This is a genomic window from Citrobacter sp. Cpo065 (assembly GCF_030332805.1).
Taxonomy (GTDB): Bacteria; Pseudomonadota; Gammaproteobacteria; order Enterobacterales; family Enterobacteriaceae; genus Citrobacter; species Citrobacter portucalensis.
Map to the genome: position 1 here is coordinate 1 of NZ_JAOWHC010000022.1, position 20,976 is coordinate 20,976.

Sequence of the window (20,976 nt, forward strand, 5' to 3'; positions counted from 1 at the left end):
AGGTGGCGTATATTACGCTTTCCTCTTTCAGAGTCAACCCTCATTTTCAGGTTTTTCTCTTCAACCGAACCGGCTGTTTGCGTGAAGTGATTCACATCCGCCGTGTCGATGGAGGCGCATTATAGGGATCCCATTTTTTAGCACAAGTATTTTTTGGATCTTTTTTTCTGAATGCTTGTTTTTCACTCCTTTCGCTACATTCCTGCGCAATTTGGCTGATTTTTGATAGCTAAACCACTTGCACAGTCTCAATAATCCAACCAAAGTCTTCATTACTGCTCTATTTTCGTTGAGGTAAACATGTCTGATGTACTGCGTCCTTATAAGGATCTTTTCCCACAGATCGGAAATCGCGTAATGATCGACACCAGCAGTGTCGTCATTGGTGATGCCCGTTTGGCTGATGATGTCGGAATTTGGCCACTGGTTGCCATTCGTGGCGACGTTAACTATGTACAAATTGGTGCCCGTACAAACATTCAGGACGGCAGCGTTCTCCATGTCACACATAAATCCACGTCTAATCCGCAGGGTAATCCATTGATCGTGGGTGAGGATGTAACGGTCGGTCATAAGGTCATGCTACACGGCTGTATCATTGGCAACCGCGTATTAGTCGGCATGGGTTCGATTCTGCTGGATGGCGTGGTAGTAGAAGACGACGTTATGATTGGGGCTGGGAGCCTGGTTCCCCAAAACAAACGCCTGGAAAGCGGGTATCTGTACCTGGGAAGCCCGGTTAAACAAATCCGTCCATTAAGCGATGAAGAGAAAGCAGGCTTACAATATTCAGCTAACAACTATGTTAAGTGGAAAGATGAATATTTAAGTCAGAGTAACCAAACCCAACCTTGAGCATCTTCCTGCTGGGCCTGGATCAATCCTTCAGCTTCTTCTTCCAGATCCCAGCGATGCTGTTGAAAGATTTCCAACCACTGTTCAGGCGTGTCGCCGCCAAAGCGGGACGCCAGCATCTCTCCAGAGATGGCACATGTTAACTGCATACCATGAACCATCGCCGGAAACACAACGGCGTTGACATCCGTGCGCCATTCTTCTCGATCGGGAAACTGGATCGCCTGATTCATGCCGACAATTCCTGCTGCATGCTTTTAATGACGGGTTCAATCTGCGGCAAAACCCCATGCCAGAGTAAAACGGCGTGCGCTGCTTGCCCCACCAGCATACCCAGGCCATCAGCATATTGTTTCGCCCCATGTTCGGCACACCAGGAGAGGAACGGTGTATCTCCTTTCTGATAAAACATGTCATAACAATAGACAGATGGGTGAATAAGAGATGTCGGAATAGCCGGTATCTCACCGCTAATTCCGCTGGATGTCGCGTTAATAATTAGATCAAAACTGTAATTATCAAGCTCGTCCATTCCTACCGCCTGTACGCTGCCGGTATGGGAGAAGATTTGTGCCAGTTCTTCAGCGCGCGAAGCGGTACGGTTAACAATAGTCACCGCACAATCCATAGAAAGAAGAGGTAATAAAACTCCACGGGATGCACCACCCGCACCAATCAACAGAACTCGCGATCCGGGACGAATAAAAGATAAACGCTCAAGATCGCTCAACAAGCCGATACCATCCGTGTTGTCTCCCAGTAAACGTCCATCCTCCAGCCGTTTAAGGGTATTGACGGCTCCAGCAAGCGATGCCCGCTCCGTTAGTTCATCGGCACGTGCAAATGCCTCTTCTTTAAAAGGCACGGTGACATTTGCCCCCTTCCCGCCCTCAGCAAAAAAAGCGTTCAGCGTATTCACAAAATCATTGATAGGCGCCAGTACACGCCCATAGGAGTGATCAATCTTCAGCTGCTCTGCAAATTGCTGATGAATAAAGGGCGATTTACTGTGCGCTATCGGATTACCAAAAACAGCATAGGCTTCTTTCATATTACCCCTGTCGAAACTGTTCACCTGTCAGAGCATCACGGATCTCCGAAGGATTCAAACGCCCCCCGGTCTCCCCTTCAACCACGGGAAAGTCTGTACCGAACTGTGCGCGAACTTCCTCTACCGTTCTGCAAGGCGGTAAGCCACTCAAATTAGCACTGGTAGAAACTAACGGTTTGCCATAAGCCTGGCACAACGCAACCACCAGCGGGTGATCGGTGACGCGAACAGCCAGAGAATCAAAGCGCCCGGTCAACCAGCGTGGCGTTGTCGCAAGCGCTGGGAAAACGAAGGTAACAGGACCAGGCCAACGGGCGAAAACAGCGTCACGTTGAGCATCGGTGAGCATGCTATCGTCGATATATGGTTTAAGTTGTTCAAAGTTTGACGCGATTAAAATTAACCCTTTATCGACCGGACGTTGTTTTAGCGCCAACAAACGGGTTACAGCCGTTTCGCTATCGGGGTCGCAGCCGACACCAAATACAGCTTCAGTTGGATAGGCGATGACTTTTTCTTGTTTCAGAACCGCTATCGCCGCAGCGATAGCGTCTGTGGGCAGGCTATTATTCACTTTTTTATTCCGCCGAAATCGGCTTTCCACATTGTTTACTGGCACAGAAATGCTTCACACCCTGCGCGGTTTTCTTTTCGATGAGAAGCGGATAATGACACTCAGGACATTCTCCGGCTAACGGTTTGAAGTTAATGACAAACTGGCACTCCGGATAGCGATCGCAGGAGTAAAAGGTTTTGCCATAACGGGAACGCCGCTGGACAAGATGACCAGTCTGGCATTGAGGACAGACTATTGCTGTTTCATCAGGCTTGTCGATGAGCTCGGTGTGATCGCACGCAGGATAGTCACTGCATCCAATAAACATACCGAATCGTCCCTGTCTCAGCACCAGCTCAGCGCCACATGCAGGACAAAGCTTACCCTCCAGAACTTTGACAACATGTCCGTCCGCGGAAGATTTCAGCGGACGGATGTAATCGCATTCTGGATAGTGTGAACAACCGAGAAACGGACCGTGTTTCCCGGAACGAATAACCAGTTCAGCCCCGCATTGTGGGCAGGGCTCGTTTTTACGCACCGTGAACAGTGCTGATTTAGCCATAACAACTCATACTGAATGAAGATTGATTAATGCAGCATACCTTCATTCACTTCAAAGAGTAATTCTTCCATTTGCTGATAGGCATTTTCACAACCTGGAATGTTGAATAGCACCATCAGAATCACCCACTTCAGGTCTTCCAGATCGAACTCTGCCGTATCTAGCGCGAGTACGCGCTCAATAACCATTTCTCGCGTTTCGAGGTTTAGCACCTGAATCTGCTCCAGGAATAGCAGGAATCCTCTACAGCTTGCATCCAGTCGATCGCACTCTTCCGCAGTATAAATACGTATAGAAAGAGGGTCCGATGCCAGCTGCATAGGTTCAGCAAGGCCATCCTGATAGTCAGCAAGCTTCTCCAGCCAAAGTAACGCGTTGTAAATGTCTTCACGATCAAAACCAGCGTCGGTAAGATCCCGTTCCAGTTTGTCCTGATCCACACGCAGCTCAGCTTCGTTATGGATATATGTCTCAAACAAATACATTAGTACGTCGAACATGGCATGCCCTCCTCAATCGGACATAGCCGCCGGGTACAGCTGCGATCCACCCTGCTAACTCCAGTTCGAGCAGTTGAGCCACTACCTCTGGCACAGGTTGGCCGGCACGTTCAGCGACGACGTCAACAGGTGTTACCTCATCTCCTACGTTAGCCAGGAGCTCCGGAAATGGCAATGCCACCTCTTCGTGATCTGGCGAATAAATTGATTTTTCAGGTTCATCTGGCAACCATTGCAGCCCATATTGCAAATTTTCAAGAATTTCCTCTGGTGTCGTCACAAGCATGGCTCCCTGCTGAATAAGCCAATGCGGGCCTTCACTTCCCGGGCTCCCAATCGGCCCAGGTAAAGCAAACACCTCTCGCCCTTGTTCAATTGCACAGCGAGCAGTAACCAGCGACCCGCTACGCTGTGCAGCTTCGACAACCAGTACACCTTTACTTAGACCACTGATAATGCGATTTCGTCGGGGAAAATTGCGCGGCAAAGGGAGCATATCTAATGGGAACTCAGACACCAGTGCGCCCCCAGCCTCAATAAGTCGCTCCGCAAGACGGATATGCTGCCGTGGATGAATGGTCTCAAGTCCATTTCCCAGCACCGCAATACTTGTGCCTTGTCGGTTTATCGCAGCATTGTGCGCCACGCCATCAATCCCCCGGGCCAGACCGCTGGTGATCGTCACCCCACATGCAGCAAGCTTTTCACAAAACAACCGTCCCCAGCGTTCGCCATACCATGAATGTTGTCGACTACCGACAACGGCAACTTGAAATGAGTGGAGGCATGCGGGAGCTCCTGCAACAAAAAGCACCCCAGGATAATCCTCAATCGCACGGAGCTGTGGCGGATAATGCTCGCTGTCGGCAACCACAAAATGGTGGTTAGGCTGTTCAAGCCAGCGCAGCGTTTTTTCCAGCGTCAGATCTGAAAAGGTTAAAAAGCGTCTTGCCTGGCGTGGAGAGAATCCTGCCTGCAAGAGTACCGCGTTGTTAATGCACGGTTGAGTATTGAGCCAGTGAGCAACGCGCACTATCTCATCACCATACAGTTCATTCACTTGCGCTAAACGTAGCCAAATTTCGATTTGGGTCATCCCTGTTCCCCTGCCACAAGCAGTCCTGGCAATCTTTGCGATTGGTCACTGATGCTGTCAATCAGAGGGGGTTTTGTCTAGAATAGAGGTAATAATCTTTTCAACTCCTGAACTCAACTCTGGATAACTATGTCAGTTTTGCAAGTGTTACATATTCCGGACGAGCGCCTTCGCAAAGTCGCAAAACCGGTTGAAGAAGTGAATGCAGAAATTCAGCGTATCGTTGATGATATGTTCGAAACGATGTACGCCGAAGAAGGTATCGGTCTGGCAGCAACACAGGTCGATATTCATCAGCGCATCATTGTTATTGATGTCTCTGAAAATCGCGATGAGCAGTTGGTACTCATTAACCCAGAACTGCTGGAAAAAGACGGCGAAACCGGCATTGAAGAAGGCTGTCTGTCTATTCCTGAACAGCGTGCGTTAGTACCGCGTGCAGAGAAAGTAAAAATTCGTGCGCTCGATCGCGACGGCAAATCTTTTGAACTGGAAGCCGATGGCCTGCTCGCTATCTGCATTCAACATGAAATGGATCACCTGGTCGGTAAACTATTTATCGATTATCTGTCTCCGTTGAAGCAACAACGCATTCGTCAGAAAGTTGAAAAACTCGACCGCCTGAACGCCCGAGCTTAAGGACAAGGATCAACGTGTCAGACTCACTACGTATTATTTTTGCGGGTACACCTGACTTTGCAGCGCGTCATCTCGACGCGCTGCTGTCTTCTGGACATAACGTCGTTGGCGTGTTTACCCAACCGGACCGCCCGGCGGGACGCGGTAAAAAGCTGATGCCCAGCCCGGTAAAAGTGCTGGCAGAAGAAAAAGGGATACCGGTCTTTCAACCCGTCTCTCTTCGCCCTCAGGAAAACCAGCAGTTGGTTGCTGATTTACACGCAGACGTGATGGTGGTGGTGGCATATGGCCTGATTCTGCCAAAAGCCGTACTGGAAATGCCGCGCCTGGGTTGTATCAACGTTCACGGTTCCCTGCTTCCGCGCTGGCGGGGTGCAGCACCGATCCAGCGCTCACTGTGGGCAGGCGACGCCGAAACCGGTGTTACCATCATGCAGATGGATGTTGGCCTCGACACCGGTGATATGCTGCTGAAGCTGTCCTGCCCAATTACGGCAGAAGATACCAGCGGTTCGTTATATGACAAGCTGGCAGACCTGGGGCCTCAGGGGCTGATTGAAACGCTAAAACAGCTGGCTGCCGGTACAATAAAACCGGTGGTACAAGACGAATCACTGGTTACGCATGCAGAAAAACTCAGCAAAGAAGAGGCCCGTATCGACTGGTCGCTTTCGGCTGTTCAATTGGAACGCTGCATCCGCGCCTTTAACCCCTGGCCAATGAGCTGGCTTGAAATCGATGGTCAGCCAGTGAAAGTCTGGCAAGCTTCGGTTATTGCTGTAAACACCCAGGCCGAGCCAGGCACCATTCTAGAGGCGACAAAGCAGGGTATCCAGGTCGCAACAGGCGACGGCATTCTGAATCTTATCTCTTTGCAGCCTGCCGGTAAAAAAGCCATGAGCGCGCAGGATCTGCTTAATTCGCGCCGGGAGTGGTTCGTGCCCGGAAACCGTCTGGCCTGACGGTTCATCTCTTTAAGCCCGGTGTCTCCGGGCATTTTTATTTTTGCGCTTATGAAAAAACATCTTAATTTACGCAGTATGACGGCCCAGGCCGTCGAACAGGTTGTCGAGAAAGGACAATCACTAAGTAACGTGCTGCCCGCCATGCAGCAAAAAGTTGCCGATAAAGACAAAGCACTGTTACAGGAACTTTGCTTCGGCGTATTGCGTACACTCTCTCAACTGGAGTGGATGATCCAGCAACTGATGGAACGTCCAATGACGGGCAAACAGCGCACCGTTCACTACCTGATCATGGTGGGCTTCTACCAACTGTTGCATACTCGTATTCCAGCACACGCTGCGTTAGCTGAGACCGTAGAAGGCGCGGTCGTTATTAAGCGTCCACAGCTGAAAGGGCTGATCAACGGCGTACTGCGCCAGTTTCAACGCCGTCAGGATGAACTGCTGGCCGAGTTTGCGCAAAGCGATTTGCGCTTCTTACACCCCTCCTGGCTGGTGAAACGTATTAAGAGTGCGTATCCGCAGAAGTGGGAAGCCATTCTTGAAGCCAATAACCAGCGACCGCCGATGTGGCTACGAGTCAATCGTAATCACCATACTCGCGACGCCTGGCTAGACCTGCTTACCGAAGCGGGATTAACAGGTTTTCCGCATCCAGACTACCCGGATGCAGTGCGTCTGGAAACACCGGCTCCAGTTCACGCCCTCCCTGGTTTTGACGAAGGTTGGGTCACCGTTCAGGATGCCTCCGCTCAAGGATGCGTAAATTATCTGTTGCCGGAGGACGGTGAACAGATCCTCGACCTGTGCTGTGCGCCGGGCGGTAAAACCACTCACATTCTGGAAGTTGCTCCGCTAGCTAACGTCATGGCCGTCGATGTGGATGAAAAACGCTTATCGCGCGTTTACGACAATCTGAAACGTCTGGGCATGAAGGCAACCGTAAAACAGGGGGATGGCCGCTATCCACAGCAGTGGTGCGGTGAACAACAGTTTGACCGTATTTTGCTGGACGCTCCATGTTCTGCTACCGGGGTGATCCGTCGCCATCCGGATATCAAATGGCTGCGCCGCGACCGGGATATTGCCGAACTTGCCCAATTGCAGGCTGAGATCCTGAATACTACCTGGTCACATCTTAAATCTGGCGGCACGCTGGTGTATGCAACGTGCTCTATCCTGCCAGAAGAGAACCAACAGCAAATTGCCGCCTTCCTGGCACGCACACCGGATGCGGTATTAAGCGAAACCGGTACGCCGGAAAAACCCGGACGTCAGAATTTACCGGGTGCGGAAGATGGCGATGGCTTCTTTTACGCTAAGCTAATCAAAAAGTGATGAGATAACGGGTCGCGACTGATGAAAATTATCATTCTGGGCGCAGGGCAAGTTGGCGGTACGCTGGCTGAAAACCTGGTCGGAGAGAACAACGATATCACGGTAGTCGATACCAATGGCGAGCGCCTGCGCAGCCTGCAGGACAAGTTTGATCTCCGTGTCGTGCAAGGGCATGGTTCGCATCCCCGCGTATTGCGTGAAGCCGGTGCCGACGATGCCGATATGCTGGTTGCCGTAACCAGCTCAGATGAAACAAATATGGTTGCCTGCCAGGTAGCTTATTCACTGTTTAATACGCCTAATCGCATCGCCCGTATTCGTTCACCAGATTACGTTCGCGATGCCGACAAGCTGTTCCAATCCGATGCGGTACCAATCGATCATCTGATTGCACCTGAGCAACTGGTTATCGATAGCATTTATCGCCTGATTGAATATCCGGGCGCATTGCAGGTGGTGAATTTTGCCGAAGGTAAAGTCAGTCTGGCAGTAGTAAAGGCCTATTACGGCGGGCCGCTTATTGGTAATGCGCTGTCAACAATGCGTGAGCATATGCCGCACATCGACACCCGCGTTGCAGCGATTTTCCGTCATGACCGACCGATCCGTCCGCAAGGTTCTACGATCGTTGAAGCGGGTGATGAAGTCTTCTTTATTGCGGCATCACAGCATATACGCGCCGTAATGAGCGAACTGCAGCGTCTGGAAAAACCGTACAAACGCATTATGTTAGTGGGTGGCGGTAATATCGGCGCTGGTCTGGCACGTCGTCTGGAAAAAGATTACAGCGTCAAACTGATCGAACGTAATCAACAACGCGCATCGGAGCTTGCGGAGAAACTGCAAAATACGATCGTCTTTTTTGGTGATGCCTCGGATCAAGAGCTGCTGGCAGAAGAACATATCGATCAGGTTGATCTGTTCATCGCAGTGACCAACGATGATGAAGCAAATATCATGTCGGCGATGCTTGCCAAACGGATGGGTGCCAAGAAAGTAATGGTGTTGATCCAGCGCAGAGCATACGTCGATCTGGTGCAAGGCAGCGTGATCGATATTGCGATTTCACCGCAGCAGGCGACCATCTCCGCGCTGCTGAGCCACGTGCGTAAAGCTGATATTGTTGGCGTTTCTTCACTTCGCCGTGGCGTCGCGGAAGCCATTGAAGCCGTCGCACACGGGGATGAAACGACGTCGAGAGTTGTAGGGCGTTCAATTGATGAAATTAAACTTCCGCCCGGAACCATTATTGGCGCCGTTGTACGTGGTAACGATGTCATGATTGCCAACGATAACCTGCGCATTGAGCAGGGCGATCACGTAATTATGTTCCTGACAGATAAAAAGTTTATTACCGACGTCGAGCGACTATTCCAGCCAAGTCCTTTCTTCCTGTAATAATTTGGGCGCTAATACAGCGCCCTTTTTATTTCCCTTTATTTTTCATGGTCTAATAAATTTTCCTTTCGGCAATACATAAATGGAAATTGCCTAAACATTTGTTAAACTTATAAACGTCAGCTGCATAGGGAGAATAAAATGAGCATTATTAAAGAGTTTCGCGAATTCGCGATGCGCGGGAATGTTGTCGATTTGGCAGTGGGTGTCATTATTGGTGCGGCATTCGGTAAGATTGTTTCATCACTGGTTGCCGATATCATTATGCCGCCGCTGGGGCTGTTAATTGGTGGAATTGATTTTAAACAGTTTGCTTTAACGCTACGTGATGCACAGGGAGACATCCCTGCCGTGGTCATGCATTACGGTGTATTTATTCAGAATGTATTCGATTTCATTATTGTTGCGTTTGCTATCTTTATGGCAATCAAACTGATCAACAAACTGAACCGTAAAAAAGCGGAAGAGCCGGCAGCACCGCCAGCTCCATCGAAAGAAGAAGTATTGCTAAGTGAAATTCGTGACCTGCTGAAAGAACAGAATAACCGCTCTTAAGCACTCACTGAAACAAGAAGGCCAGTGGTAAAAAAGTTAATTACTTTCTTGCCACTGGCCTCCCAGTTACCCCGATTGCCATGTTTGCCTTTTCGCAGATAACTTCCTTTCCCTTTCTTATTTTTCTCAACGCGCTGTCTGAACAGTGGGTCATGCAGAAGCGCCTCAATGGCGTTGTCCTTTATCTGCCCTTTGGTGTGCTGATAACGACTCATACTATCTCCAGTTTGTAGTAATTTACGCCGCGAGTGTAGACCTGGCAGTTCAAGAAATCAACAGCCTGATGTTGTTCCGCTGGCGCCTTGCTCAAGAGCTTCAAGAATAGAGCAGTACACGCTGCTGTGTGCCTTGCCGCAGCATGCATCATTCAATCGCTGCAGTGACCGCTGCATCGTCTGAAGTTCAGCAATGCGGGCTTCGACTTCTTGCAGTCTTTCCTGGACGATCCCTTTTGATTCCTGACAAGTATGGTGTTCGGGATCAACCCGGATCGAAAGCAATTCACGGATCGACTCCAGAGTGAAACCTAGCTGCCGGGCATAACGAATAAACTTCAAGCGCTGAAGATCGCTTTCTGTATAGAGGCGAAATCCACCTTCAGTACGCACTTCATGCTCCATCATCTGCTGCTTTTCATAGTAGCGGATAGTATCCGGCGTCACGTCAGCCAGTTTCGCTATTTCACCAATTCGGTACATGCTCTCTCCGCTATTCATCGTTGATCTTTTTTAGCAGCTTATCTGCGTAGTCACCGCGCAAAAACTCGGTGCTGAGTCCAGCCTGCCGAAGTTTAAGTTCCAGTAGCGACAGTCTTCGGCTCACCTCAGGATAACTGGGATCATCTTTGCGGATCCCCGCGAGTATTTCAAGCAGCTGTATTGCCTCTCTGCGTTGCTCGAGCTCAGGAGGAAGGCAACCTGCATTTTTTAATAAACGGTATCCGGCTCGGAGTTCAGGCGGGACATGGGAGTCATCGTCAAGAGTCAGCGGTTCGCCCGTTCCCGGTAAATCATCAAACTCGCCTTTAGACTGTGCATCAATAATATGGCGCTCTGCCCACTGGTCCAGTAACCACATACAACACTCCAGGGGATGAACAAAAAGAGTACAGATATTGTAGATAAGTGGGGATATGACGGATATAAAAAAACCCGCCGAGGCGGGTTTTTTTACGTTACTACAGATTACTCTGCAGCAGCTTCTGTTTTCTCTGAACGATCAACCAGCTCGATGTATGCCATCGGCGCGTTGTCGCCTGCACGGAAACCACACTTCAGAATGCGAGTGTAACCACCGGCGCGGCTCGCAAAACGCGGGCCCAGTTCGTTAAACAGTTTTGCCACGATCTCGTTATCACGAGTACGGGCGAATGCCAGACGACGATTAGCTACGCTATCAGTCTTGGCAAGAGTAATCAGCGGCTCAACTACGCGACGCAGCTCTTTCGCTTTCGGCAGAGTCGTCTTGATGATTTCATGACGAACCAGTGAACCTGCCATATTGCGGAACATAGCCTGGCGATGGCTGCTGTTGCGGTTCAGTTGACGACCACTCTTACGATGGCGCATGACCTTATCCTTCTCAGTAAAACCTTAACCTGTGATCCGGTTACTCGTCAGCGATGCTTGCCGGTGGCCAGTTTTCCAGGCGCATACCCAGAGACAGTCCACGGGAAGCCAGCACGTCTTTAATCTCGGTAAGAGATTTTTTACCAAGGTTAGGCGTCTTAAGAAGCTCAACCTCAGTACGCTGTACCAGATCACCGATATAGTGGATAGCTTCTGCTTTGAGGCAGTTAGCAGAGCGGACAGTCAATTCCAGATCGTCAACAGGGCGCAGCAGGATCGGATCGAATTCTGGTTTCTCTTCTTTAACTTCCGGCTGACGTACATCACGTAAATCAACGAAAGCTTCCAGTTGTTCAGCCAGAATGGTTGCCGCACGACGAATCGCCTCTTCAGGATCGATTGTGCCGTTGGTTTCCATTTCGATGACCAGCTTGTCCAGGTCGGTACGCTGTTCTACACGCGCTGCTTCAACATTGTAGGCAATACGCTCTACAGGGCTGTAGCATGCGTCGACCAGCAGACGGCCGATTGGGCGCTCATCTTCTTCCGAATGAATTCGGGTAGAAGCCGGCACATAACCACGACCGCGCTGAACTTTGATACGCATGCTAATAGATGCATTCTCATCGGTCAGGTGGCAGATCACGTGCTGTGGCTTGACGATTTCGACATCACCATCATGGGTAATGTCGGCTGCAGTCACAGGGCCAATGCCAGATTTATTCAAGGTAAGAATAACGTCATCTTTACCCTGAACTCTCACCGCCAGCCCTTTCAGGTTGAGCAGGATTTCCAGGATATCTTCCTGAACGCCTTCTTTGGTGCTGTACTCATGTAGTACACCATCAATCTCAACCTCGGTCACCGCGCAACCCGGCATCGATGAGAGCAGAATACGGCGCAGTGCGTTACCCAAAGTATGGCCAAAGCCACGCTCTAAAGGCTCAAGGGTCACCTTGGCGTGCGTCGAACTCACTTGCTCGATATCTACCAGGCGCGGTTTTAGAAACTCTGTCACAGAACCCTGCATTGTGTCCTCTCTTTGGTACTAAGCTTTACTTGGAGTAAAGCTCGACGATCAGGTGTTCGTTAATGTCCGCAGACAGATCAGAACGCTCCGGCTTACGCTTGAACGTACCTTCCATCTTGCCAGCATCAACTTCCAGCCAGGTTGGCTTTTCACGCTGCTCAGCCAGCTCCAGAGCGGCTTTCACGCGAGACTGCTTCTTCGCTTTCTCACGAATGCTAACAACGTCATTCGGACTAACCTGATAAGAAGCGATGTTAACAACACGACCGTTTACCATAATTGCTTTATGGCTGACCAGCTGACGTGCTTCTGCACGAGTGGCACCGAAGCCCATACGGTATACAACGTTGTCCAGACGACCTTCCAGCAGACCCAACAGGTTTTCACCGGTGTTGCCTTTCAGACGCGCTGCTTCTTTGTAGTAGTTACGGAACTGACGCTCCAGCACACCGTAGATACGGCGAACTTTTTGCTTTTCACGCAACTGCACACCATAGTCAGACAGACGCGGTTTACGCGCACCGTGCTGGCCAGGAGCTTGTTCAATTTTACACTTGGTATCGATCGCGCGAACGCCAGACTTAAGGAATAAGTCAGTGCCCTCACGACGGCTCAGCTTGAGCTTAGGACCCAAATATCTTGCCATTTTCTTTCTCCAACAATCCTAGAAACGACAGCGTTATACGCGACGTTTTTTCGGCGGACGACAACCGTTATGAGGGATCGGAGTCACATCAGTAATATTAGTGATGCGGAAACCAGCGGCGTTCAGAGCACGAACAGTAGATTCGCGACCTGGACCCGGTCCTTTGACCATAACTTCCAGATTCTTGATACCGTATTCTTTTACGGCTTCAGCGCAACGCTCTGCTGCAACCTGAGCTGCAAACGGAGTGGATTTGCGAGAACCACGGAAACCGGAACCACCGGCTGTTGCCCAACCCAGTGCGTTACCCTGACGATCAGTAATGGTAACGATGGTGTTGTTAAAAGAAGCATGGATATGAGCCACGCCGTCAGAGACTTGTTTTCTTACACGTTTACGTGCACGAATTGGTGCCTTTGCCATTATTCAATCACCCCGATTATTTCTTGATCGGTTTGCGCGGACCCTTACGGGTACGTGCGTTGGTCTTGGTACGCTGACCGCGAACCGGGAGACCACGACGATGACGCAAACCGCGATAGCAACCAAGGTCCATAAGGCGCTTGATGCTCATGCTAACTTCACGGCGCAGATCACCTTCAACGACAAATTTGGCAACTTCGTCACGCAGCGTGTCGATTTGTTCTTCAGACAGCTCACTGATCTTAACATCTTCAGCGATACCCGCGGCAGCCAGAATGGCTTTAGAACGGGTCTTGCCGACGCCGTAGATCGAAGTTAATGCGATCACAGCATGTTTCTGATCAGGAATGTTAATGCCTGCTATACGGGCCACTATGCACTCCTACTATTTAATATGTACGCACCATGCTGAAAAGCCCGTTTTCAGGATACTCAAATGGAAACGCACAGACATACAAAAGATTGGCTGGCTAATCTAGCCAGCTCAACCCAACTTTGCAAGAAAAATATGCGAATAAATCAGCCTTGGCGCTGTTTATGCTTCGGCTCGGCACTGCAAATCACACGGATGACACCATCACGCTTAACGATTTTGCAGTTACGGCATAATTTCTTGACGGAAGCACGAACTTTCATTTTTACTCTCCGTAACTTCTCGGGCGACTGTTAACGGCCGTAGCCTTTCAGATTCGCCTTCTTCAATGCAGACTCGTACTGACTTGACATCATCAGAGTTTGCACTTGAGCCATAAAGTCCATAATCACGACAACAACGATAAGCAGTGAGGTCCCACCGAAGTAGAACGGTACTTTCATTGCATCACGCATGAACTCCGGGATCAGGCAGATAAAGGTAATGTAGAGCGCACCAACCAAAGTCAGGCGGGTCATTACTTTATCGATATACTTCGCCGTTTGCTCTCCCGGACGAATTCCTGGTACAAATGCACCGGACTTCTTCAGGTTATCTGCTGTTTCACGCGGGTTGAAAACCAACGCCGTGTAGAAGAAACAGAAGAATATGATTGCAGACGCATAGAGTAACACATAAAGCGGTTGCCCAGGCTGCAAATACAGCGAAATTGTTGTCAGCCAGTTCCAACCAGTCCCGCCCCCGAACCATGACGCGATGGTCGCCGGGAACAGAATAATACTGGAAGCGAAGATTGCCGGGATTACCCCCGCCATATTCACTTTCAGCGGTAAATGTGTGCTCTGTGCAGCATAGACACGACGACCTTGCTGACGTTTCGCGTAGTTTACCACAATACGGCGTTGACCACGCTCAACAAATACAACAAAGAACGTCACTGCGAATACTAATACTGCAACCAACAGCAACACGAGGAAGTGCAGGTCGCCTTGACGCGCTTGCTCGATAGTATGGGCAATGGCTGGCGGGAGTCCCGCGACAATACCGGCGAAGATAATGATTGAGATACCGTTGCCGATACCACGTTCAGTAATCTGTTCGCCCAACCACATCAGGAACATCGTCCCTGTAACCAGACTTACAACAGCGGTGAAATAGAATGCAAAGCCTGGGTTCATCACCAGGCCCTGCATACCAGGCATATTCGGCAGACCGGTAGCAATACCGATCGACTGGAATATTGCCAGCACCAGAGTACCGTAGCGGGTGTACTGGCTGATCTTACGACGACCAGACTCCCCTTCTTTCTTAATTTCTGCCAGCGTTGGATGAACCACCGTCAGCAGCTGGATAATGATCGACGCCGAAATATACGGCATGATCCCCAGAGCAAAGATAGAAGCACGGCTGAGAGCACCACCAGAGAACATGTTAAACATTTCAATGATGGTGCCTCGCTGTTGCTCAAGCAGTTTGGCAAGTACAGCGGCATCAATACCAGGGATCGGAATGAAAGAGCCAATACGGAACACAATCAGCGCGCCGATTACAAACAGCAGTCTGCGTTTCAGCTCGCCTAAGCCACCTTTGGCACTTTGAAAATCTAATCCCGGTTGTTTAGCCATCTGCTACTTATTCCTCGATTTTACCGCCAGCAGCTTCGATAGCAGCACGAGCGCCTTTAGTAACACGCAGGCCACGAACAGTTACCGGAGTAGTGACTTCACCAGCCAGGATCACTTTCGCGAACTCGATCTGGATACCGATAATGTTAGCTGCTTTCAGCGTGTTCAGGTCTACAACACCGCCTTCAACTTTAGCCAGGTCAGACAGACGAACTTCGGCTGTAATCGCTGCTTTACGTGAAGTGAAGCCGAATTTCGGCAGACGACGGTACAGAGGCATCTGACCACCCTCGAAACCGCGACGTACGCCACCGCCAGAACGAGACTTCTGACCTTTGTGACCACGACCACCGGTTTTACCGAGGCCAGAACCGATACCACGACCCAGGCGGCGAGCCGCTTTTTTAGAGCCTTCGGCCGGAGACAGAGTATTTAAACGCATCTCTTACTCCTCAACTTTAACCATGAAGGAAACCGCGTTGACCATACCACGAACAGCAGGAGTATCCTCGCGCTCTACGGTGTGACCAATACGACGCAGACCCAGGCCAAGCAGCGTTGCCTTGTGTTTCGGCAGACGACCGATTGCACTGCGGGTTTGAGTAATTTTAATAGTCTTTGCCATGGTTTATTTCCCCAGAATTTCTTCAACGGATTTACCACGCTTGGCAGCGACCATTTCCGGAGATTTCATATTTTCCAGGCCATCGATAGTTGCACGAACCACGTTAATCGGGTTAGTGGAACCATACGCTTTAGCCAGAACGTTACGAACTCCAGCGACTTCCAGAACGGCGCGCATTGCACCACCGGCGATGATACCGGTACCTTCGGAAGCCGGCTGCATGAATACACGAGAACCCGTGTGAGTACCCTTAACCGGGTGCTGCAGGGTGCCGTGGTTCAGCGCGACGTTAATCATATTGCGACGGGCTTTTTCCATCGCTTTCTGGATCGCTGCTGGAACTTCACGCGCTTTACCGTAACCAAAACCAACGCGACCGTTACCATCACCAACTACAGTCAGAGCTGTGAAGGAGAAAATACGACCACCTTTAACGGTTTTAGATACGCGGTTAACCGCGATCAGCTTTTCCTGCAGTTCGCCAGCTTGTTTTTCGATGTGAGCCATCTTACACCTCTACCTTAGAACTGAAGGCCAGCTTCACGGGCAGCATCTGCCAGTGCCTGGACACGACCATGATATTGGAACCCGGAACGGTCAAAAGAAACATCTTTGATGCCTTTTTCCAGAGCGCGTTCAGCAACAGCTTTACCTACAGCTGCAGCAGCGTCTTTGTTACCGGTGTACTTCAATTGTTCAGCGATAGCTTTTTCTACAGTAGAAGCAGCTACCAGAACTTCAGAACCGTTCGGTGCAATTACCTGTGCGTAAATATGACGCGGGGTACGATGTACCACCAGGCGAGTTGCACCCAGCTCCTGGAGCTTGCGGCGTGCGCGGGTCGCACGACGGATACGAGCAGATTTCTTATCCATAGTGTTACCTTACTTCTTCTTAGCCTCTTTGGTACGCACGACTTCGTCGGCGTAACGAACACCCTTGCCTTTATAAGGCTCAGGACGACGGTAGGCGCGCAGATCTGCTGCAACCTGACCGATCAGCTGTTTATCAGCGCCTTTCAGCACGATTTCAGTCTGAGACGGACATTCTGCAGTGATTCCCGCAGGCAGCTGATGGTCAACTGGGTGAGAGAAACCTAAAGCCAGGTTTACTACATTCCCTTTAACCGCTGCACGATAACCTACACCAACCAGCTGAAGCTTCTTAGTGAAGCCTTCGGTAACACCGACAACCATTGCATTCAGCAGGGCACGCGCGGTACCAGCCTGAGCCCATCCATCAGCGTAACCATCACGCGGACCGAAGGTCAGTGCATTATCTGCATGATTTACTGCAACAGCATCGTTGAGAGTACGAGTCAGCTCGCCGTTTTTACCTTTGATCGTAATAACCTGACCGTTGATTTTTACATCAACGCCGGCAGGAATAACGACCGGTGCTTTAGCAACACGAGACATTTTTTCCTCCGATTAGGCTACGTAGCAGATAATTTCGCCACCAAGACCAGCCTGGCGCGCTGCACGATCAGTCATAACACCTTTAGAGGTAGAAACAACTGCGATACCCATGCCAGCCATAACTTTCGGCAGCTCGTCTTTACGCTTATAAATGCGCAGACCAGGGCGACTGACACGCTGAATGCTTTCTACAACAGCTTTACCCTGGAAATACTTGAGAGTAAGTTCCAGTTCCGGCTTGGTGTCGCCTTCAACTTTAAAATCTTCAATAAAACCTTCTTCCTTCAGCACGTTGGCAATTGCCACTTTCAGCTTGGAGGAAGGCATGGTGACCGCAGCTTTATTCGCGGCCTGACCGTTACGGATACGGGTCAGCATATCCGCGATCGGATCTTGCATGCTCATCTGTCTTTACTCCCGTGATTCAATTGGTAATTACCAGCTAGCCTTTTTCAAGCCTGGTACTTCACCGCGCATGGCGGCTTCACGCAGTTTGATACGGCTCAACCCGAACTTGCCCACATAGCCATGCGGACGACCTGTTTGACGGCAGCGGTTACGCTGACGGGACGGGCTGGAATCACGCGGCAGAGACTGCAGCTTGAGAACTGCGTTCCAACGATCTTCGTCGGTCGCGTTCACATCAGAGATAATAGCTTTCAGTTCAGCGCGTTTTGCGAAGTACTTATCAGCTAAAGCTACGCGCTTTACTTCGCGTGCTTTCATTGATTGCTTAGCCATTCAGTAACCCTACCTTACTTGCGGAACGGGAAGTCAAAGGCAGCCAGCAGAGCACGGCCTTCTTCATCAGATTTCGCAGTAGTGGTAATGGTAATATCCAAACCACGCACGCGGTCGACTTTATCGTAGTCGATTTCTGGGAAGATGATCTGCTCACGGACACCCATGCTGTAGTTACCACGACCGTCGAAAGACTTAGCGGACAAGCCACGGAAGTCACGGATACGTGGAACAGCAATAGTGATCAGGCGCTCAAAGAACTCCCACATGCGTTCGCCACGCAGAGTTACTTTACAGCCGATCGGATAGCCCTGACGGATTTTGAAGCCTGCAACTGATTTGCGTGCTTTGGTGATCAGCGGTTTTTGACCGGAGATTGCTGTCAGGTCAGCTGCTGCGTTATCCAGCAGTTTCTTGTCAGCGATCGCTTCACCAACACCCATGTTCAGGGTGATCTTCTCGACCCGAGGGACTTGCATGACAGAATTGTAGTTAAACTCAGTCATGAGTTTAGCGACTACTTCGTCTTTGTAGTAATCATGCAGTTTCGCCATCGTACTACTCCAAATTACTTGATAGTTTCGCTGTTAGATTTGAAGAAACGGACTTTTTTGCCGTCTTCGAATCTAAAGCCTACACGGTCAGCCTTGCCGGTTGCCGCGTTGAAGATAGCAAGGTTAGAGATCTGAATAGCTGCTTCTTTCTCTACGATGCCGCCTGGTTGGTTCAGGGCCGGAACCGGCTTCTGATGTTTCTTAACCAGGTTGATACCTTCAACAATGACCTTGCCGGAAGACAGGACATTCTTAACTTTACCGCGTTTACCTTTATCTTTACCGGTTAACACGATAACTTCGTCATCACGACGGATCTTCGCTGCCATGATTCGCTCCTTAGAGTACTTCTGGTGCCAGAGAGATAATTTTCATGAACTTCTCGTTACGAAGTTCACGAGTTACCGGCCCAAAAATACGCGTACCGATAGGTTGCTCGCTGTTATTGTTTAAAATAACGCATGCATTACCATCGAAGCGAATGACAGAACCGTCCGGGCGACGAACACCCTTCTTGGTGCGCACCACTACCGCCTTCAGCACATCACCTTTTTTGACCTTACCACGCGGAATTGCTTCCTTGATGGTGATCTTGATGATATCGCCGACGCCTGCGTAGCGACGGTGCGAGCCACCCAGAACCTTGATACACATTACGCGACGTGCACCGGAGTTGTCGGCGACGTTCAGCATAGTCTGTTCTTGGATCATTTTAGTGCTCCGCTAATGTCAACTACTACTGAGACCCGAAAATCAGGTCGTTAAAAAAGCCCCATATCGGGGGCGCGGCATTATAACACCGCTTCAACGATATGGGTAGAAAAAATAAACGGCTCATCGCTGAGCCGTTTATTCGTTGAGAATGCCTACTGTATTACAGAACGGCTTTCTCTACAACGCGAACCAGCGTCCAGGACTTAGTCTTGGACAGCGGACGGCATTCGCGGATTTCAACCACGTCACCAGTACCGCATTCGTTGTTCTCGTCATGTACGTGCAGTTTGGTCGTACGCTTAATGAATTTACCGTAGATCGGGTGTTTCACAAAACGTTCGATAGCAACAACGATGGATTTCTCCATTTTATCGCTAACAACGCGACCTTGCAGAGTACGGATTTTATCGGTCATTACGCACCCGCCTTCTCAGTCAGTAAAGTCTTAACGCGTGCGACGTCACGACGCACTTGCTTCAACAGGTGAGACTGTTGCAGCTGGCCACTTGCAGCCTGCATACGCAGGTTGAACTGCTCACGCAGCAGATTCAGCAGCTCGGTGTTCAGCTCTTCAACACTCTTCTCACGCAGCTCTTTTGCTTTCATTACATCACCGTCTTAGTTACAAAGGTGGTTTTAATCGGCAGTTTCGCTGCTGCCAGCTTGAATGCTTCACGGGCCAGCTCTTCCGGTACGCCGTCCATTTCATACAGGACTTTACCCGGCTGAATCAAGGCAACCCAATACTCCACGTTACCTTTACCTTTACCCATACGCACTGCCAGCGGCTTTTCAGTGATCGGTTTGTCCGGGAATACACGGATCCAGATCTTACCTTGACGCTTAACTGCACGGGTCATAGCACGACGTGCTGCTTCGATCTGACGGGCAGTCAGACGACCACGGCCAACAGCTTTCAGACCGAAGCTGCCGAAGCTAACATCCGCGCCAGCAGCCAGACCGCGGTTACGGCCTTTGTGCATTTTACGGAATTTTGTACGCTTTGGTTGTAACATCAGCGACGCTCCTTATTTACGGCCTTTACGCTGCTGCTTTTTAGGTTGCGCAGCCGGTTTTTCCGGTTGTTCAACAGCAGCCATACCACCCAGGATCTCGCCTTTGAAGATCCACACTTTAACGCCGATTACACCGTAAGTGGTGTGCGCTTCAGAGGTGTTGTAGTCGATGTCAGCACGCAGAGTGTGCAGAGGTACGCGACCTTCGCGGTACCATTCGGTACGTGCGATTTCCGCGCCGCCCAGACGGCCGCTAACTTCAACTTTGATACCTTTAGCGCCCAGACGCATTGCGTTCTGTACAGCACGCTTCATAGCACGACGGAACATAACACGACGTTCCAGCTGAGAAGTGATGCTGTCAGCAACCAATTTTGCGTCCAGTTCAGGCTTACGCACTTCGGCGATATTGATCTGAGCAGGAACGCCAGCAATATCCGCTACGACTTTGCGCAGTTTTTCTACGTCTTCGCCTTTCTTACCGATAACGATACCCGGGCGAGCGGTGTGAATGGTCACACGGATGCTCTTAGCCGGACGCTCGATAACGATACGAGATACAGACGCTTTAGCCAGTTCCTTAGTCAGGTACTGACGTACTTTAAAATCGCTGTCCAGGTTGTCAGCGAATTCTTTGGTGTTCGCAAACCAGGTTGAGTTCCATGGTTTTACAATACCCAGGCGAATACCATTAGGATGTACTTTCTGACCCATTGCTAGTCTCC

General features: G+C 50.2%; 36 protein-coding genes. 6 read left to right on the forward strand and 30 right to left on the reverse strand.

Annotated features, from left to right (window positions below; all coding sequences use genetic code 11):
* The first annotated feature begins 300 nt into the window (after positions 1-300).
* A complete protein-coding gene (locus OGY68_RS05130) occupies positions 301-855 on the forward strand; it encodes a gamma carbonic anhydrase family protein (RefSeq protein WP_048215431.1) in 555 nt (184 codons plus the stop codon).
* On the opposite strand, the gene OGY68_RS05135 is transcribed toward OGY68_RS05130, so the two are convergent.
* From OGY68_RS05135 to dprA, 6 genes are read right to left on the reverse strand one after another with little or no spacing between them, the layout of a single operon-like run.
* Positions 831-1,088 (reverse strand): DUF1488 family protein, encoded by a 258-nt coding sequence (locus tag OGY68_RS05135; protein WP_008786281.1) that lies wholly within the window; start codon positions 1,086-1,088, stop codon positions 831-833. The genes OGY68_RS05130 and OGY68_RS05135 overlap by 25 nt on opposite strands.
* A complete protein-coding gene (gene aroE / locus OGY68_RS05140; protein WP_048215430.1) occupies positions 1,085-1,906 on the reverse strand; it encodes a shikimate dehydrogenase in 822 nt (273 codons plus the stop codon). The genes OGY68_RS05135 and aroE overlap by 4 nt, the downstream gene beginning before the upstream one ends.
* Position 1,907: 1 nt before the next feature.
* Positions 1,908-2,480: an L-threonylcarbamoyladenylate synthase type 1 TsaC gene (gene tsaC / locus OGY68_RS05145; protein ID WP_008786283.1), complete on the reverse strand. Its 573-nt coding sequence runs from the start codon at positions 2,478-2,480 to the stop codon at positions 1,908-1,910.
* 4 nt (positions 2,481-2,484) lie between these two features.
* Positions 2,485-3,027: a DNA topoisomerase family protein gene (locus OGY68_RS05150; protein ID WP_008786284.1), complete on the reverse strand. Its 543-nt coding sequence runs from the start codon at positions 3,025-3,027 to the stop codon at positions 2,485-2,487.
* Positions 3,028-3,053: 26 nt separating this feature from the next.
* Positions 3,054-3,527, reverse strand: a complete 474-nt coding sequence (gene smg / locus OGY68_RS05155) for a DUF494 family protein Smg (protein ID WP_003031162.1) — start codon at positions 3,525-3,527, stop codon at positions 3,054-3,056.
* Positions 3,499-4,623: a DNA-protecting protein DprA gene (gene dprA, locus OGY68_RS05160; protein WP_048215428.1), complete on the reverse strand. Its 1,125-nt coding sequence runs from the start codon at positions 4,621-4,623 to the stop codon at positions 3,499-3,501. The genes smg and dprA overlap by 29 nt, the downstream gene beginning before the upstream one ends.
* Positions 4,624-4,752: 129 nt before the next feature.
* Here dprA and def point away from each other — a divergent pair, with 129 nt between their 5' ends.
* From def to mscL, 5 genes are all read left to right on the forward strand, one after another.
* Positions 4,753-5,262: a peptide deformylase gene (gene def / locus OGY68_RS05165; RefSeq protein ID WP_003828283.1), complete on the forward strand. Its 510-nt coding sequence runs from the start codon at positions 4,753-4,755 to the stop codon at positions 5,260-5,262.
* Positions 5,263-5,276: 14 nt separating this feature from the next.
* Positions 5,277-6,224, forward strand: a complete 948-nt coding sequence (gene fmt / locus OGY68_RS05170) for a methionyl-tRNA formyltransferase (RefSeq protein WP_008786286.1) — start codon at positions 5,277-5,279, stop codon at positions 6,222-6,224.
* A 51-nt stretch (positions 6,225-6,275) separates the two neighbouring features.
* Positions 6,276-7,565 carry a 16S rRNA (cytosine(967)-C(5))-methyltransferase RsmB gene (rsmB, locus tag OGY68_RS05175; RefSeq protein ID WP_275383490.1) on the forward strand — a complete coding sequence of 430 codons (1,290 nt, stop codon included), beginning with the start codon at positions 6,276-6,278 and terminating at the stop codon, positions 7,563-7,565.
* A gap of 21 nt (positions 7,566-7,586) precedes the next feature.
* Positions 7,587-8,963: a Trk system potassium transporter TrkA gene (trkA, locus tag OGY68_RS05180; protein ID WP_003031153.1), complete on the forward strand. Its 1,377-nt coding sequence runs from the start codon at positions 7,587-7,589 to the stop codon at positions 8,961-8,963.
* Between the two features lie 141 nt (positions 8,964-9,104).
* The gene (mscL, locus tag OGY68_RS05185; RefSeq protein ID WP_003031152.1) at positions 9,105-9,518 is read left to right on the forward strand and encodes a large-conductance mechanosensitive channel protein MscL; all 414 of its coding nucleotides are present in this window, start codon (positions 9,105-9,107) and stop codon (positions 9,516-9,518) included.
* Here mscL and arfA read toward each other — a convergent pair.
* From arfA to rpsC, 24 genes are all read right to left on the reverse strand, one after another.
* Positions 9,515-9,733, reverse strand: coding sequence for an alternative ribosome-rescue factor ArfA (arfA, locus tag OGY68_RS05190; protein ID WP_003828276.1), 219 nt, complete (start codon positions 9,731-9,733; stop codon positions 9,515-9,517). The genes mscL and arfA overlap by 4 nt on opposite strands.
* A 57-nt stretch (positions 9,734-9,790) precedes the next feature.
* Entirely contained in the window at positions 9,791-10,216 is a 426-nt protein-coding gene (gene zntR / locus OGY68_RS05195) for a Zn(2+)-responsive transcriptional regulator (RefSeq protein ID WP_003031145.1), read from the reverse strand.
* 10 nt (positions 10,217-10,226) lie between these two features.
* Positions 10,227-10,595: a DnaJ family domain-containing protein gene (locus OGY68_RS05200; RefSeq protein ID WP_003845236.1), complete on the reverse strand. Its 369-nt coding sequence runs from the start codon at positions 10,593-10,595 to the stop codon at positions 10,227-10,229.
* A gap of 107 nt (positions 10,596-10,702) precedes the next feature.
* Positions 10,703-11,086, reverse strand: coding sequence for a 50S ribosomal protein L17 (gene rplQ, locus OGY68_RS05205; RefSeq protein ID WP_001216370.1), 384 nt, complete (start codon positions 11,084-11,086; stop codon positions 10,703-10,705).
* A gap of 40 nt (positions 11,087-11,126) precedes the next feature.
* Complete coding sequence (locus OGY68_RS05210; RefSeq protein ID WP_003031139.1) at positions 11,127-12,116, reverse strand: DNA-directed RNA polymerase subunit alpha; 990 nt, start codon at positions 12,114-12,116, stop codon at positions 11,127-11,129.
* 25 nt (positions 12,117-12,141) lie between these two features.
* Positions 12,142-12,762, reverse strand: coding sequence for a 30S ribosomal protein S4 (gene rpsD / locus OGY68_RS05215; protein ID WP_003031138.1), 621 nt, complete (start codon positions 12,760-12,762; stop codon positions 12,142-12,144).
* A gap of 33 nt (positions 12,763-12,795) precedes the next feature.
* Positions 12,796-13,185 carry a 30S ribosomal protein S11 gene (gene rpsK / locus OGY68_RS05220; RefSeq protein WP_003031137.1) on the reverse strand — a complete coding sequence of 130 codons (390 nt, stop codon included), beginning with the start codon at positions 13,183-13,185 and terminating at the stop codon, positions 12,796-12,798.
* A 16-nt stretch (positions 13,186-13,201) separates the two neighbouring features.
* A complete protein-coding gene (gene rpsM, locus OGY68_RS05225) occupies positions 13,202-13,558 on the reverse strand; it encodes a 30S ribosomal protein S13 (protein WP_003031135.1) in 357 nt (118 codons plus the stop codon).
* Between the two features lie 146 nt (positions 13,559-13,704).
* A complete protein-coding gene (gene rpmJ, locus OGY68_RS05230; protein WP_000868187.1) occupies positions 13,705-13,821 on the reverse strand; it encodes a 50S ribosomal protein L36 in 117 nt (38 codons plus the stop codon).
* Between the two features lie 30 nt (positions 13,822-13,851).
* Positions 13,852-15,183 carry a preprotein translocase subunit SecY gene (secY, locus tag OGY68_RS05235; RefSeq protein ID WP_001118864.1) on the reverse strand — a complete coding sequence of 444 codons (1,332 nt, stop codon included), beginning with the start codon at positions 15,181-15,183 and terminating at the stop codon, positions 13,852-13,854.
* Positions 15,184-15,190: 7 nt separating this feature from the next.
* On the reverse strand, positions 15,191-15,625 hold the full coding sequence (gene rplO / locus OGY68_RS05240; protein ID WP_003031132.1) for a 50S ribosomal protein L15: 435 nt from the start codon (positions 15,623-15,625) through the stop codon (positions 15,191-15,193).
* A 3-nt stretch (positions 15,626-15,628) separates the two neighbouring features.
* Positions 15,629-15,808: a 50S ribosomal protein L30 gene (gene rpmD, locus OGY68_RS05245; protein WP_001140434.1), complete on the reverse strand. Its 180-nt coding sequence runs from the start codon at positions 15,806-15,808 to the stop codon at positions 15,629-15,631.
* Between the two features lie 3 nt (positions 15,809-15,811).
* Positions 15,812-16,315 carry a 30S ribosomal protein S5 gene (rpsE, locus tag OGY68_RS05250; protein WP_003031131.1) on the reverse strand — a complete coding sequence of 168 codons (504 nt, stop codon included), beginning with the start codon at positions 16,313-16,315 and terminating at the stop codon, positions 15,812-15,814.
* Between the two features lie 14 nt (positions 16,316-16,329).
* On the reverse strand, positions 16,330-16,683 hold the full coding sequence (gene rplR, locus OGY68_RS05255) for a 50S ribosomal protein L18 (RefSeq protein WP_000358960.1): 354 nt from the start codon (positions 16,681-16,683) through the stop codon (positions 16,330-16,332).
* 9 nt (positions 16,684-16,692) lie between these two features.
* On the reverse strand, positions 16,693-17,226 hold the full coding sequence (gene rplF / locus OGY68_RS05260) for a 50S ribosomal protein L6 (protein WP_003031129.1): 534 nt from the start codon (positions 17,224-17,226) through the stop codon (positions 16,693-16,695).
* A gap of 12 nt (positions 17,227-17,238) precedes the next feature.
* Complete coding sequence (gene rpsH / locus OGY68_RS05265; RefSeq protein ID WP_003031127.1) at positions 17,239-17,631, reverse strand: 30S ribosomal protein S8; 393 nt, start codon at positions 17,629-17,631, stop codon at positions 17,239-17,241.
* Positions 17,632-17,661: 30 nt separating this feature from the next.
* Positions 17,662-17,967, reverse strand: a complete 306-nt coding sequence (gene rpsN, locus OGY68_RS05270) for a 30S ribosomal protein S14 (protein WP_003031125.1) — start codon at positions 17,965-17,967, stop codon at positions 17,662-17,664.
* A gap of 14 nt (positions 17,968-17,981) precedes the next feature.
* Positions 17,982-18,521: a 50S ribosomal protein L5 gene (gene rplE / locus OGY68_RS05275; RefSeq protein WP_003031123.1), complete on the reverse strand. Its 540-nt coding sequence runs from the start codon at positions 18,519-18,521 to the stop codon at positions 17,982-17,984.
* A gap of 14 nt (positions 18,522-18,535) precedes the next feature.
* Positions 18,536-18,850, reverse strand: coding sequence for a 50S ribosomal protein L24 (rplX, locus tag OGY68_RS05280; protein ID WP_003031122.1), 315 nt, complete (start codon positions 18,848-18,850; stop codon positions 18,536-18,538).
* 10 nt (positions 18,851-18,860) lie between these two features.
* Complete coding sequence (gene rplN / locus OGY68_RS05285) at positions 18,861-19,232, reverse strand: 50S ribosomal protein L14 (protein ID WP_000613954.1); 372 nt, start codon at positions 19,230-19,232, stop codon at positions 18,861-18,863.
* 163 nt (positions 19,233-19,395) lie between these two features.
* Complete coding sequence (gene rpsQ / locus OGY68_RS05290; RefSeq protein ID WP_003031120.1) at positions 19,396-19,650, reverse strand: 30S ribosomal protein S17; 255 nt, start codon at positions 19,648-19,650, stop codon at positions 19,396-19,398.
* Positions 19,650-19,841: a 50S ribosomal protein L29 gene (gene rpmC, locus OGY68_RS05295; RefSeq protein WP_000644742.1), complete on the reverse strand. Its 192-nt coding sequence runs from the start codon at positions 19,839-19,841 to the stop codon at positions 19,650-19,652. The genes rpsQ and rpmC overlap by 1 nt, the downstream gene beginning before the upstream one ends.
* Entirely contained in the window at positions 19,841-20,251 is a 411-nt protein-coding gene (gene rplP, locus OGY68_RS05300; protein WP_000941208.1) for a 50S ribosomal protein L16, read from the reverse strand. Before rplP ends, rpmC begins: the two co-directional genes overlap by 1 nt.
* Positions 20,252-20,263: 12 nt before the next feature.
* The gene (gene rpsC / locus OGY68_RS05305; protein WP_000529945.1) at positions 20,264-20,965 is read right to left on the reverse strand and encodes a 30S ribosomal protein S3; all 702 of its coding nucleotides are present in this window, start codon (positions 20,963-20,965) and stop codon (positions 20,264-20,266) included.
* Between the last annotated feature and the right edge of the window lie 11 nt (positions 20,966-20,976).

What these genes read in the sequence shown, in the direction of transcription:
- dprA (WP_048215428.1), bottom strand. Translation starts at nt 4,623, where the DNA reads ATGACCCAAATCGAAATTTGGCTACGTTTAGCGCAAGTGAATGAACTG.
- OGY68_RS05200 (WP_003845236.1), bottom strand. Translation starts at nt 10,595, where the DNA reads ATGTGGTTACTGGACCAGTGGGCAGAGCGCCATATTATTGATGCACAG.
- rplX (WP_003031122.1), bottom strand. Translation starts at nt 18,850, where the DNA reads ATGGCAGCGAAGATCCGTCGTGATGACGAAGTTATCGTGTTAACCGGT.
- rpsC (WP_000529945.1), bottom strand. Translation starts at nt 20,965, where the DNA reads ATGGGTCAGAAAGTACATCCTAATGGTATTCGCCTGGGTATTGTAAAA.
- rpsQ (WP_003031120.1), bottom strand. Translation starts at nt 19,650, where the DNA reads ATGACCGATAAAATCCGTACTCTGCAAGGTCGCGTTGTTAGCGATAAA.
- rpsE (WP_003031131.1), bottom strand. Translation starts at nt 16,315, where the DNA reads ATGGCTCACATCGAAAAACAAGCTGGCGAACTGCAGGAAAAGCTGATC.
- rpsN (WP_003031125.1), bottom strand. Translation starts at nt 17,967, where the DNA reads ATGGCTAAGCAATCAATGAAAGCACGCGAAGTAAAGCGCGTAGCTTTA.
- arfA (WP_003828276.1), bottom strand. Translation starts at nt 9,733, where the DNA reads ATGAGTCGTTATCAGCACACCAAAGGGCAGATAAAGGACAACGCCATT.
- rsmB (WP_275383490.1), top strand. Translation starts at nt 6,276, where the DNA reads ATGAAAAAACATCTTAATTTACGCAGTATGACGGCCCAGGCCGTCGAA.
- OGY68_RS05210 (WP_003031139.1), bottom strand. Translation starts at nt 12,116, where the DNA reads ATGCAGGGTTCTGTGACAGAGTTTCTAAAACCGCGCCTGGTAGATATC.
- rplE (WP_003031123.1), bottom strand. Translation starts at nt 18,521, where the DNA reads ATGGCGAAACTGCATGATTACTACAAAGACGAAGTAGTCGCTAAACTC.
- secY (WP_001118864.1), bottom strand. Translation starts at nt 15,183, where the DNA reads ATGGCTAAACAACCGGGATTAGATTTTCAAAGTGCCAAAGGTGGCTTA.
- rplO (WP_003031132.1), bottom strand. Translation starts at nt 15,625, where the DNA reads ATGCGTTTAAATACTCTGTCTCCGGCCGAAGGCTCTAAAAAAGCGGCT.
- rplF (WP_003031129.1), bottom strand. Translation starts at nt 17,226, where the DNA reads ATGTCTCGTGTTGCTAAAGCACCGGTCGTTATTCCTGCCGGCGTTGAT.
- rplP (WP_000941208.1), bottom strand. Translation starts at nt 20,251, where the DNA reads ATGTTACAACCAAAGCGTACAAAATTCCGTAAAATGCACAAAGGCCGT.
- rpmD (WP_001140434.1), bottom strand. Translation starts at nt 15,808, where the DNA reads ATGGCAAAGACTATTAAAATTACTCAAACCCGCAGTGCAATCGGTCGT.
- rpmJ (WP_000868187.1), bottom strand. Translation starts at nt 13,821, where the DNA reads ATGAAAGTTCGTGCTTCCGTCAAGAAATTATGCCGTAACTGCAAAATC.
- rplN (WP_000613954.1), bottom strand. Translation starts at nt 19,232, where the DNA reads ATGATCCAAGAACAGACTATGCTGAACGTCGCCGACAACTCCGGTGCA.
- OGY68_RS05135 (WP_008786281.1), bottom strand. Translation starts at nt 1,088, where the DNA reads ATGAATCAGGCGATCCAGTTTCCCGATCGAGAAGAATGGCGCACGGAT.
- OGY68_RS05130 (WP_048215431.1), top strand. Translation starts at nt 301, where the DNA reads ATGTCTGATGTACTGCGTCCTTATAAGGATCTTTTCCCACAGATCGGA.
- rpsH (WP_003031127.1), bottom strand. Translation starts at nt 17,631, where the DNA reads ATGAGCATGCAAGATCCGATCGCGGATATGCTGACCCGTATCCGTAAC.
- rpsK (WP_003031137.1), bottom strand. Translation starts at nt 13,185, where the DNA reads ATGGCAAAGGCACCAATTCGTGCACGTAAACGTGTAAGAAAACAAGTC.
- rplR (WP_000358960.1), bottom strand. Translation starts at nt 16,683, where the DNA reads ATGGATAAGAAATCTGCTCGTATCCGTCGTGCGACCCGCGCACGCCGC.
- trkA (WP_003031153.1), top strand. Translation starts at nt 7,587, where the DNA reads ATGAAAATTATCATTCTGGGCGCAGGGCAAGTTGGCGGTACGCTGGCT.
- rpmC (WP_000644742.1), bottom strand. Translation starts at nt 19,841, where the DNA reads ATGAAAGCAAAAGAGCTGCGTGAGAAGAGTGTTGAAGAGCTGAACACC.
- def (WP_003828283.1), top strand. Translation starts at nt 4,753, where the DNA reads ATGTCAGTTTTGCAAGTGTTACATATTCCGGACGAGCGCCTTCGCAAA.
- rplQ (WP_001216370.1), bottom strand. Translation starts at nt 11,086, where the DNA reads ATGCGCCATCGTAAGAGTGGTCGTCAACTGAACCGCAACAGCAGCCAT.
- rpsD (WP_003031138.1), bottom strand. Translation starts at nt 12,762, where the DNA reads ATGGCAAGATATTTGGGTCCTAAGCTCAAGCTGAGCCGTCGTGAGGGC.
- OGY68_RS05150 (WP_008786284.1), bottom strand. Translation starts at nt 3,027, where the DNA reads ATGGCTAAATCAGCACTGTTCACGGTGCGTAAAAACGAGCCCTGCCCA.
- aroE (WP_048215430.1), bottom strand. Translation starts at nt 1,906, where the DNA reads ATGAAAGAAGCCTATGCTGTTTTTGGTAATCCGATAGCGCACAGTAAA.
- mscL (WP_003031152.1), top strand. Translation starts at nt 9,105, where the DNA reads ATGAGCATTATTAAAGAGTTTCGCGAATTCGCGATGCGCGGGAATGTT.
- zntR (WP_003031145.1), bottom strand. Translation starts at nt 10,216, where the DNA reads ATGTACCGAATTGGTGAAATAGCGAAACTGGCTGACGTGACGCCGGAT.
- smg (WP_003031162.1), bottom strand. Translation starts at nt 3,527, where the DNA reads ATGTTCGACGTACTAATGTATTTGTTTGAGACATATATCCATAACGAA.